At 47.9% G+C, this 11,953-nt stretch carries 5 protein-coding genes (1 of these 5 only partly in view); 2 read left to right on the forward strand and 3 right to left on the reverse strand.

Features of this window, described 5'->3' with window-relative positions; genetic code table 11:
- The 3 genes from AC2TDN_RS14405 to AC2TDN_RS14415 all read right to left on the reverse strand — a co-directional run.
- Positions 1–6,645: the 5' portion of a chitobiase/beta-hexosaminidase C-terminal domain-containing protein gene (locus tag AC2TDN_RS14405; protein WP_484688580.1), read on the reverse strand. It extends 114 nt beyond the left edge of the window; only the first 6,645 of its 6,759 coding nucleotides appear in the window; its start codon is at positions 6,643–6,645; its stop codon lies off the left edge, out of view.
- Positions 6,646–6,955: 310 nt separating this feature from the next.
- Positions 6,956–7,816, reverse strand: a complete 861-nt coding sequence (locus AC2TDN_RS14410; RefSeq protein WP_482068806.1) for a metallophosphoesterase — start codon at positions 7,814–7,816, stop codon at positions 6,956–6,958.
- 23 nt (positions 7,817–7,839) lie between these two features.
- A complete protein-coding gene (locus tag AC2TDN_RS14415) occupies positions 7,840–9,369 on the reverse strand; it encodes a DUF4153 domain-containing protein (protein ID WP_484688468.1) in 1,530 nt (509 codons plus the stop codon).
- Positions 9,370–9,467: 98 nt separating this feature from the next.
- Here AC2TDN_RS14415 and AC2TDN_RS14420 point away from each other — a divergent pair, with 98 nt between their 5' ends.
- Positions 9,468–11,252, forward strand: coding sequence for an ABC transporter substrate-binding protein (locus tag AC2TDN_RS14420; RefSeq protein WP_484688469.1), 1,785 nt, complete (start codon positions 9,468–9,470; stop codon positions 11,250–11,252).
- Between the two features lie 31 nt (positions 11,253–11,283).
- Complete coding sequence (gene thpR / locus AC2TDN_RS14425; RefSeq protein ID WP_484688470.1) at positions 11,284–11,850, forward strand: RNA 2',3'-cyclic phosphodiesterase; 567 nt, start codon at positions 11,284–11,286, stop codon at positions 11,848–11,850.
- The last annotated feature ends 103 nt before the right edge of the window (positions 11,851–11,953 follow it).

Here is an 11,953-nt window from a genome sequence, read left to right on the forward strand (position 1 = left end):
CGCCGTTACCGCAACAGTCGTCGTTGCTGTAAAGCCGCCGTCTTTTGTTGTCACCGTAATGGTCGCCGTACCCGGCGCTACAGCAGTTACCTCGCCTGTGCTGCTTACTGTTGCAACAGCCGCGCTGCTTGTGCTCCACTCTACTTCCTTATTTGTTGCATCCACCGGTGCAATCGTCGCTGTCAGCGTCGATTTCGCTCCAGTCGTTAGACCGAGCGTTTTCTCGCTTACGACCACGCCTGTTACTGCAACTTGTTTCGCCGTTACCGCAACAGTCGTCGTTGCTGTAAAGCCGCCGTCTTTTGTTGTCACCGTAATGGTCGCCGTACCCGGCGCTACAGCAGTTACCTCGCCTGTGCTGCTTACTGTTGCAACAGCCGCGCTGCTTGTGCTCCACTCTACTCCCTTATTTGTTGCATCCAACGGTGCAATCGTCGCTGTCAACGTCGATTTCGCTCCAGTCGTTAAGCTAAGTGACGGTTCACTTACTGTCACGCCTGTTACACCTACAGCATCAACACGCGGGATGAGCAGCGCGACAGCCCAGTCAGCATGGTCGCTGTTCGTTGGATTAGACGCAGGCGAGCCTGCATCGCTTACATAAAGCGTAAGCTCGTATACTCCCGTTACGTCCACTTCAATCGGAATGCCTTGTGCTGGAACTCCGTTTGCGGATTGCAAAGTCGGGCTCTTATAAAGGGATACGCCATCCCCTAGAACCTCAAACCATACGCTGCTTGGTGAGGTCGGAGTGTTTTTCACATCGTCTATCCCAATGACAGCTTTAAATTTACCGTATCCTCCGCCAATGTTATAGATAATGGTTGAAATCGCATGCGTTCCGATACCTTTAGCATAAGTCTTGCCATTGATCTTAATCGGAGTGGAAGCATTGTTGATGGCACGATCCTTGAGCGGCGGATGCCCTGCCCAACCACTAGTTGCGCTTACCCAATCCAAGTCAGAAAGATAGGCTTCTTTGCTTGCTGGTACTGGCAGAGTTCCTTTGATGTGATAAACAAACGATGCAATATCACTATCGTAATGCTCATCCTTGATAGCAACCGCCTTCAGCCATGTCGATTTGCCAATGTCGATTGCACCTGTATAAAGCGTGCTATCCTTCGTTGGCTTATCGCCGTTTGTTGTGTAGTAGATGGCTGCGCCTGCTATTGCTGTTTCAAGTGTGATTTGAAACGGATCATCGTAACGCCCACTTGGCTTGCTGGCTGTTGGATTAGCGGCCTTAGGCAGCACGATCTCATAAGCATAGGCCGCTATGTCGCTATCCGTCCATTGATCCTTAAATGCAATGGCTTTTACTGTAGTTGTTTTCGTAATATTGATCGGATTGACGTACTTTGTGCTGTTCTTTGTTGGTGTTTTGCCGTCAATCGTGTAATAAATTTCAGCATTAGCTGTGTACGTGCTTAATGTAACCGATAAAAATTTATTGTGCGTGCCCGGCTCTAAATTCGGATACGGCGTCTCTACAATCGGCGCATTAATCGTATAATCGTAAGTTGCGATGTCGCTGTCCAAAATCGTTTCGCTGGCTGCAAGCACCTTTAACTTAGCTGATCTTTGGATAATGAATGGAGCCTTGTAAAGATTAGAATCTCTTGTTGGCGTAGTGCCATCCAATGTGTAATAGATTTGTGTGTTGACCGTTGGAGACGTTAATGCGACAGAAATAGTCGTATCGTATGCCCCTGATGCCTTGTCGCTGGACGGCAATTCAGCCTTATTCGCTGTCCCCATTGCGACTGCCTCAGCTTCAACACTAGCACCTACCGCAACAGATGTCGTAATATAGCTTACTTTCACGCCATTTACGGTTTTGTAAAGTGCCGGCGTATCTTTTCCGTTAAGTTTGATCGTAGGGAAATTACCGTAAAAACGCGCTTCCCACGCAATCGGCCCTGTGCCGGTTTTATTTTTGAATACGGTTTTGGTGTTGCCTGTATGGGCAACGCTTGTTTCATTTTCGCCGATTCTCAGGTAATCAACCTTAACGTCGGGAACTTCGCTTGAGAGCCTTGGCGCCGTAGCAACCGCATGCTTAGGTGCGTTCGGCTCAATGCCCATCAGCCCTTCAACAACGTTGCCGATGATGGTGTATGAAATTTCCGGATATTCGCCGTTCGTCAATGTACCGGAGTTAAATTGCTCGTGTTTGTTCGGTCTCGTTTCCATAATGAATTTAAGCCATTTCCAACCCTCATTCACTCGGTTATACGGATAGAACGTGTCTGGCAAATACGTATAAGCCTCAACGTTTGCAGGAGAATTCGGTTTGTCCAGCTTTGCTTTTGCGGTTGGGCTGTCATAGAGCAAACCATTGCCGATTTGGCCCGAAATATAGTCCAGGTAGTTGCTGTTTCTTTGTCCTGGTTCGGTGATCAGCTTCATTGGCATGAACCAACTGTTCTCTTTGCCGAAACCGCTATATTTCTTTTGCCCGTCAATTCCGAGCGCTCTGGCATAGATGCCTGCCTTATCGCCGTCATAGACGCTCCACTCGTTGTTGAAATAATCTTTAAGCTGTTTAGCTTTGGCAAAGTAATTTGCTGCTTCAGCGCTGTTGCCTTTCGCCTCCAGCATATTGGCATACGCAAGGAATGCTTGATACTGCGATCCAATCGCATCGCCGGCTTCGATGATCTTCTCGTCGCTTCTCTCATTGTAGCTTACTGCGCCTGAGAAAATACCGCCGCCCGTGCCCTCTGCGACACCATTGTTGTTCGTATCATGCAAAGCAATGAAATCGGTAACAACCTTGGTGTAAAAATTCCACATATCAGGATCATTAATATAAGCTTCGTTTCCTGTCCAAAGATATTGTTTATACGCCTTTTCGACTAGTTCAAACTGTGCTGGCACCTCACGAACAAAGTTGGTGTCGCTCTTCCAGTCGATCGTATAATTAGAAGCGTCAAAGTTATACGCCCATAGGGTGTACCATTTTCTAGCTTCCGTCATCCCTTTGGCAAAGGTTTGGAACATGCTGAAGTTCTCGTTGTTAAGTCTGAGTATGCTCGCTCCTGGTGCCTGATGGACGAAGTCTCTGCTATAAAACGCAGTGCGATGCTTATATCCCGCCCAATAAGATGGGATATATTCGAACGGACCTGGCTGGCCGCCGCCCTTGTTTACGTTAACCGGTCCAGATTTGCCCGTTTGAACAAACGAAAGCGCCTGACCGATTGCCCATTGGAAATTATCCTGAAGCAACGCGTTTGAGGATTGAAGCGTAATTTGCGGTACCTTTACCGTGACAGTCGTCGTGGCTTTAAAACCGCCATCTTTCGTTGTCGCCGTAACGGTCGCCGTACCAAGCGCTACTCCGGTCACCTCGCCTGTGCTGCTTACTGTCGCAATCGCAGAATCGCTCGTGCTCCATTCAACTGCCTTATTAGTCGCATTTTCTGGTGCAACTATTGCTGCCAGCTGTGATTTCTCTCCCGCAGCTAGGCTTAATGACGATTCGCTAACTGTCACTCCCGTTACAGGCTGCGTAACCGTAACAGCCGTAGTTGCTTTAGAACCTCCATCTTGTGTTGTCACCGTTATAGTCGCCGTACCCAGCGCTACTGCCGTAACTTTTCCTGCTGCATCTACTGACGCAATTGATGGATCGCTTGAAGTCCATGTTACCGCTTGATTAATCGCATCTGATGGCGAAACGGTTGATGTAAGCTGCTCTGTACCGTAGACAGACAATGTCACTGTCGGTTTGTTAAGAGCAACGCTTGCAACAGCGCCCCGCGGGAAAATTTTTGCGTCGGCCCAATCGCCGTGATCGCTGTTTGCAGGATTGTTTGCTGGCGTGCCAGCATCATTCAATACAAGCGTAAGCTCATTTACACCTACGATATCCAATTCGATTGGAATGCCTGCTGCTGGACCGTTCACCGTGTTCATTGTCGGGCTCTTATAAAGAGAGAAACCGTCTCCTAACACTTCGAACCAAATGGTAGTAGCCGTGCCCTTCTTGTTTTGAACGTCGTCTATGCCGATTACGGCTTTAAATGTACCGTATCCGCCGCCAATATTATATTTAATAATAGAAGTGGCGTTAGCTCCGATCCCTTTCGCATAAGTCTTGCCGTTAATTTTAATCGGCGTATTCGCATTATTAATGGCACGATCCTTTAGCGGCGGATGCCCCGCCCAACCTGTAGTTGCGCTAACCCAGTTCAAGTCGGATAAATATACGGTTGCACTTGCCGGAGCAGCAAGCGGACCGCTCAAGATCCGATAGGAATAGGAAGCAACATTACTGTTCGTGTAAAAGTCTTTTATAGCAATAGCCTTTACCGTAGTTGATTGGGTAATGTCAATTGCACCTGTATAGAGTTTACTGTTAATCGTTGGTGTATCTCCGTTTGTTGTGTAGTAAACGGAAGCGCCTGCCGTTTCTGTTCCAAGCGTTAATTGGAACGGCTCAGTGTAACGCCCTGCCGCCTTATTCGCTGTTGGCGTGCTTGCAGTAGGCAAGACGATTGCATAGTCAAACACGACTACGTCACTATCTACAAAATCATTTTTATAGGCAATTGCTTTTACTGTTGTTGTTTTATCAATTGCGATTGGATTGACGAACTTTGTGCTATTTCTTGTCGGCGTTTTACCATCTGTCGTGTAATAAATATCTGCTCCTGCTGTGCCTGTGCTTAGTGTAATTGAAAAAGGTGCGCTGTACGTTGCTGCCTCTTTCGACGAAGCTGGTTTTTCTACAATCGGAGCGTTAATCGTATAATTATAAGAAACAACATCGCTGTCAAAAAGTGTTTCGCTTGCTGTAAACAGCTTTAACGTAGCCGATTTTTGAATGATGAATGGGCTCGTATAAAGGTTCGAGTCTCTTGTTGGCGTTGAGCCGTCCAATGTGTAATAGATTTTTGCATTGGCTGTTGGAGTCGTTAATGCCAAAGCAATCGTCGTATCATAGGTGCCTGTTGCCCGATCGCTGGAAGGGACGTCTGCCTGATCCGCGACTCCAACTGTGCTTGCTTCTGCTTGCGCAGCAGCGCCTACAGCAACCGAAGTTGTAATGTAGCTTACTTTTACGCCATTAACTGTTTTATGAAGTGCTGGCATGTCCGTTCCGTTAAGCGTAATCGTAGGGAATTCGCCGTAAAAGCGTGCTTCCCATGTAAGCGGCTCTGTTCCTTTTTTATTTACAAGTTCTGTTTTGGTGTTGCCTGTATGAGCAACGCTAAGTTCATTTTCTCCGATTTTCAGGAAATCAACGTTTACATCGGGAACTTCGCCTGCAAGCCTTGGCGCCGTTGCAACCGTATGCTTAGGTGCATTAGGCTCAATGCCCATCAGCCCTTCAATAACGTTGCCGATAATCGTGTATGAAATTTCCGGATATTCGCCATTAGTCAGCGTACCTGCTGCAAATTGCTCATGTCTGTTAGGTCTTGTTTCCATAAGGAATTTAAGCCATTTCCAGCCTTCATTCACTCGGTTATACGGATAGAACGTATCGGGCAAGTAGGAATACGCCTCAATATTCGAAGGAGAATTCGGTTTGTCTAATGTAGCTTTTGTGGTCGGAGTGGCATAGAGCAAGCCATTGCCAATTTGGCCCGAAATGTAGTCCAGGTATTTGCTGTTTCTTTGACCTGGCTCGGTGATGAGCTTCATTGGCATAAACCAGCTGTTCTCTTTGCCGAAATCGGTATATTTCGTTTGCCCGTCAATATTGAGCGCTCTAGAAAAGTTGCCTAATTTGTCGCCGTCCTTGATGCTCCACTCGTTGTTGAAATAGTCTTTCAGCTGTTGTGCTTTGGCAAAGTAATTTGCTGCTTCAGCGCTATTGCCTTTCGCCTCCAGCATATTTGCATAAGCAAGGAATGCTTGATACTGCGATCCAATCGCATCGCCAGCTTCGATGATCTTCTCGTCGCTTCTTTCATTGTAGCTTACTGCGCCTGAGAAAATACCGCCGCCCGTTCCTTCAGCGACACCATTGCCGTTCGTATCATGCAATGTGATGAAATCGGTTACAGATTTTGTGTAGAAATTCCATAAAAACGGATCATTAATGTAGTCTTCGTTGCCTGTCCATAGATATTGCTTATATGCCTTCTCTACAAGCTCAAACTGTGCAGGCACCTCACGGACAAAGTTGGTGTCGCTTTTATAGTCGATCGTATAGTTGGAGGCGTCAAAGTTATACGCCCACAGGGTGTACCATTTTCTAGCTGCCGTCGCCCCTTTGGCAAACGTCTGGAACATGCTGAAGTTCTCGTTGTTAAGTCCAAGTATGCTTGCCCCTGGCGCTTGATGGACAAAGTCTCTGCTATAAAATGCGGTTCGATGTTTATATCCCGCCCAATATGATGGGATATATGTAAAAGGACCTGCTTGACCTCCGGTTTTATTAACGTTTACCGGTCCAGACTTGCCCGTTTGGACAAACTCAAGCGCCTGGCCGGTTGCCCATTTGAAATTATCCTCTAGCAATTTATTAGATGATTTCAACGTGACTAGCCCATCATAAACGGACTCATAAACTGACGTGGCAACGGTTTCAGAACCTGGTTCTTCAGATTGCGCATGAACGGTCGCTGCAGGCCAAATGGCTGCGGGAAATAACGATGTCGTCAACATGAAGAACAACAATAGCATGCTTACAATCTTTTTTCTCGATCTTGACAAATAGAACCCTCCTTTTGTTTTTCAGAGTACAGACGTGCCTCTATGAAAATCATACTTGCATTGTAAGCGTTTTGAAACGTTGCTAATCTACGATGGAAGCGCTCTTTTCTACAATCATAAATGGATTTCAGTGTGATTCTACTAATAACTAGGAGATTCATTACCCAACCTTTTCTGCTTCAAAAACCGGGGTTTGAGGGTGATATATTCGATCCATCAGGGCATAATAAAACCCCGACCGCGCACGGTCAGGGTTTTGCTTTCGATATATTAATATGCGCTATTCATTTGCTTTCTTGAGCTCCACAAGTACAACCTCCGGCCGATTAAACAACCGCTGCGGAATAATGCTGTTGCCGAGACCGCGGCTAACAATCAACGACGAGCTGTCCTCCGTATATTTGCCTCCGTCATACTTTGGCAGGAAGCCTTGCCCTGGGGCAACGAGTCCGCCTAAGAAAGGCAATCGAACCTGTCCGCCATGGGCATGGCCGGAGAACGTTAAATCGATTTGATTTTGAACATAGACAGAGAACCATTCCGGTCGATGCGACAGCAAAATCGTATAGGCGTCCTTTGATCGATCAACGTCTTTGAAGGCCGCCCCCAGATGGGCGTTCATCTTATCGACATCGCCATCGCCCTCATGATTAAAGGTAGGATCATCTACGCCAGCAATCCGAATCTCCCCGTCGCCGAGCTTAACGAGCTCGCTTGCGTTGCGCATAACATGAACGCCCAGCTCCCTTAGCCCCTTCGCTAATGAGGGGAATCTAGATCCCCATTCATGATTGCCGGTCACATAGTATACGGGAGCTATTTCGGACATTTTGCGCATCAGCATTAGACTGATTTCCTCATTGTAGCGTCTGCTGTCAACCAAATCGCCTGTCATTACAATAAGATCGGGCTTCAGCTTTTTCACCTTGCGGGTAATCGTGCTCTGATCCTTACCGAAGGATTTGCTATGCAGATCCGTCAAGTGAACGATTCGGTAGGACTCAAATCCGTCTGGCAGCTTAGCAGATCTCAGCTGATACTTCGTGATCCCGATGGCATTGTTCTCAAAGTAGAGGAAAACGATCACAGCGATAATGGCCAAAGGAATAATGGTGAACAAACGTTTTTTTGTCATTCGCATCCTGCAATCTCCTTACCTTTCATTTACTTTGCCCTTTGCTTCGATAAATTCCATGATTGCCATTTGCTGCTTTGATGAGCCTGGCGCTGAAGCCTGTCAACAGCCTCGCTCAGCCCCGCAAGCTTCGGATGCTTCGCTTGCAGCTTCAGCAGCTCGGGCGCTGCGTCCGTCGATAGCGTTCCGAGATAAGCGATATCGATATTCCCGCTCCGCTCGAAGCGATCGATATTTTTGGCAGCTATGCGCGCATCCAAATTCAGATAATTCATTATGACAAAAGCAATGATGGACACGCAAATATAGGCTTTGCCCATCGAGAAATGCTCCTTCCAAATACGAAGCAAGGCAATCGCAAACAGAACGCCCAAGTACAGCATAAAGCCATGTACCAATAATCTCGTTTGCGTGAAGCCGTATGCCTCCTCATATAACGACAAGCGGCTATAAGCCGACACAAGCATAACGATTGTACAACCGATTAAAACGGTCAGCGCAAGCTTGCGAATCCATTCCGCCGCAGCGCTTGTGCGCCGAATGAAATGAAGTCCGCACATAAGCAGCACCACGTTGATGAGCGCGACCATAATTAACTCAGCGAAGCCTCTGCGCGCATACTCGGCATAAGCTGCTCCGTCTGGCAGCAAACCATTAGCTGCTCCGAATAAATATGAGAATTGAATGGCGACAAACAGAACATAAACAAGATTGATACTGATGAGCAGCGTGCCTGCTGTAATCGGATCCAGCTCAATTCGTCCGTTTTGCTTAACAGCGGCTGCTTGCGGATCGGCCGCAGGCCCGCTCGCCTTGTCCGTTAATTTGCTGAATAGCAAACCCCAAATGTAACAAAAAGCATAAAAGGCAAAAAAAGCGGCTACAATGATTCGCCAAATGCCGTCTCCTATAGAGAAGAGGCTGAATACGTTAGGAATTTCAATCACCCACGATAAAAATATTTCATCAGCCGACGCCAGCAATGCAACCACAACGATAAGAATAGGCGCGGAGAGGAGAAGGCCAAGCGATATTTTGCCAAACTTGCTCTTCCTAAACGCTATGCTCTCCTTCCCTCTTATCCGATCATTTAACAAGGTGAACGGTACGCCGATGAATGCCAATGGCTTTATAAGCGCTAGAAATATAAGCTCTACATAAAACTCGCCTCGATACCAAGGCTTCGTGCTGCTACTCGTCATGAGCACCGTCTGCGACACCATTAGCGTAAATAAAGCAAACACATTCAGCTGTCGAAATAAGCTGTTTGCATAAAGAGAATAGGTTAGCGCAAGCAAAAAAATCGGAATGAACAGCAGCCAGCCTGATCTTGCTTGCCCCTGCCATTTCTCGAATCCGCCCAATCTTCCTTTGATGGAATAAAAGAACAGACTGTAAAATCCAAGGATAAACACCATAACGGATATGCCAGCAGGCGCTCCAACAAACAAATATTGACTAATCAGGCCGAATAAGAGAGCAAAAACAAGCATTTTTTCATACCGCTTTTGCCATGGCGCCGGATCTCTCATGTCATTCATTCCAACTTCACACTCCATTTGTTAATTTCCTCCTTTTATTGTAACCTAGAAAACAAGAACAAAAAGTGTAAGTTATAATTGGAAAATTTCATATTTTCAAGTTAGGAGTATTTTGCATGAAAATACGTCGACATTACTTAACGCTTAGGCGCGCATATCCGACTGTACAAGAGAACTTCTCCTTTGAAGCCACTACGCAGGAGCTTGCCAATTTGCTTGATTGCACACACCGAAATATGGTTCTTTTATTAAAGCGAATGCAGCAGGAGGAGTGGCTGACTTGGGAGCCAAAAAGGGGGCGGGGCAACCGTTCGACGCTAGCTTTCCTTATCAGCAAGGAGCAAATCGCGCTGCAGGAAGCGCAGGAAATGATGCAAAAGCAGGATCTGCATGCCGCGCTCGGGCTTCTGAAGCAGGTTGAAGATTCACCGCTGCTGCGCGATCAGTTTCAAGACTGGCTGTCCGACCAGTTCGGCTTTCATTCCGAGGTGCAGGGCAAGCGGCGCACCGATATTTTGCGCTTTCCGCTGCAGCAAACGATCTATTCGCTGGATCCGGCATACATCCATTACACGGGCGAATCCCATCTCGTCAATCAGATCTTTGATGGGCTTGTTCGCATCGATCCGAAGGGCGAGCATATTTTGCCGCAGCTTGCGCATGCTTGGGAGGTTGATGAGACGCGAACACGGTGGACGTTTTATTTGCGCAAAGGCGTACTGTTCCATCATGGACGCGAGCTGGATTCATCCGATGTCAAATTTTCGCTTGAGCGGCTTAAACGGCTGGCTCCGCTCGGTCTCTATAGCTGGGTCTACTCCGATATCGTAGCGATGGACACGCCGGATGACACAACGATTCGCATTCAATTATCCGAGCGGAACGAAGCCTTTCTCGCTTTCCTCACGACCAATCGCGCATCGATCGTCCCTCAGGATGCATGTTTGGCAGCAGGTGAGCAATTCGGCGAGAAGCCTATTGGCACAGGTCCTTTTCGATTCGTGGGAAATGAGCAGGGCGTTTGGATATTAGAGGCATTTGCTCCTTATTTTCAAGGAAGGGCCTTTCTCGATCGGGTTGAGGTTTGGACCATTGCTGAGGAGGAGGCGCGCGAGAAGCATGCAGAGCTGCAGTCGTTTCAGGTTATGCATAACGCGAGATTGTCGGAGCATGCAGCAGATCGGTGGCAGCAGGTTAGACAATCGGGAATGACCTGCAAGTTCATCACCGTAAATGAGCAGAAGGACGGCCTGCTGGCAAACCCGGCCATTCGAGCGGCTATTGATCTCGCTACCCAGCGGACCGAGCTGCTAAAGCTGCTATCGGGAGATGTAATAGAAGGCGTGAACAGCTTTTGGCCGGATAAATCGCATAAATTGCCGGAGGACGCGGGCTGTGACTGGAGCCTCATCAAGCGAGCACTTGCAAGCTCAGGCTATAACGGCGAAACGGTAGTACTCGCCACTATTCCGCAATATGCAGCGGATGCAGAGATTATTCGGCAGGTCTGTGCGAGGTCTGGCATACCGCTGCATATCAATCTTATCCCTGCCGAGCAATTCAAAGGGACAGCGCGCATGTCCGCCGATCTGCTGCTCTTTGCGATCATGCTGGACGAGCATCGCGAGCTCAGGCTTATTGATTTGTACAAAAGCATGCAGCAGCATGCGCTGCCGGACGTTCATAATAGGCTGGAGCGCGGCATCCGAAGTCTTCTGGGCGAGCCAGACCGCTCGATTCGAGAGGGGATATTTTTAGACATTGAAGCAGAGCTTAAAGAGAGACACAGCCTCCTGTTCCTCTACTGTAAACATCTTAAAACAGCATTCCACCCATCTGTACGGGGAATATCGCTCGAATCGCTTGGTTGGGTACGATTTCGCGATATTTGGTTTACATAACCGGATATTAGAATAAAGCGAGGTTATCGAAATGGGACAACAACATTCGAACGATCATAAGCAGCGCTTATTTATTGCCATACCTGTACCGGAGCCTATCTCAAAGAAGCTGGAACAATGGACACTCGTCCACAAAGAGAAGCTCCCCTTCCGAAAATGGACCCATCCGCGCGATTACCATATTACGCTTCAGTTTCTAGGCGACACAACAGCTGCCCAGCGTGATACGCTGCAAGCTGCTCTTCGTGAAGTAAAGGCAAAGTCCTTGTCGCTAGCGTTGAACGGAGCAGGCACCTTTGGACCGGCCAAATCTCCCCGCGTGCTTTGGGCAGCAGTTGCCGGAGACCTTGAAGGTTTAAACAGCCTTCACGCGGAGGTGATCAAGGCAACCCTAACGGCCGGCTTCGAGCCGGAGGATCGTCCCTATTCGCCGCATATCACCTTGGCCAGGGGCTTCACGGGAGGCATGGACATGTCAAATGAGTCGACAGCCTCCGCTCCCTCTGCATTCGACTGGGAAGCCGACCGTTTCGTCCTTATGCGCACCCATATGCATGCTTCACCGATGTATGAGGTCATCGGCGAATTTCCTATTTAGTCATTCAAATCCAGCATCTATCACGAAAAAACGGCTATTCTCTGGAATAGCCGGCCATTCTAACATACTGGGCACGCTACAACAAGAAAAAAAATATTCATAA

It is taken from the genome of Paenibacillus sp. Y660 (assembly GCF_057221575.1).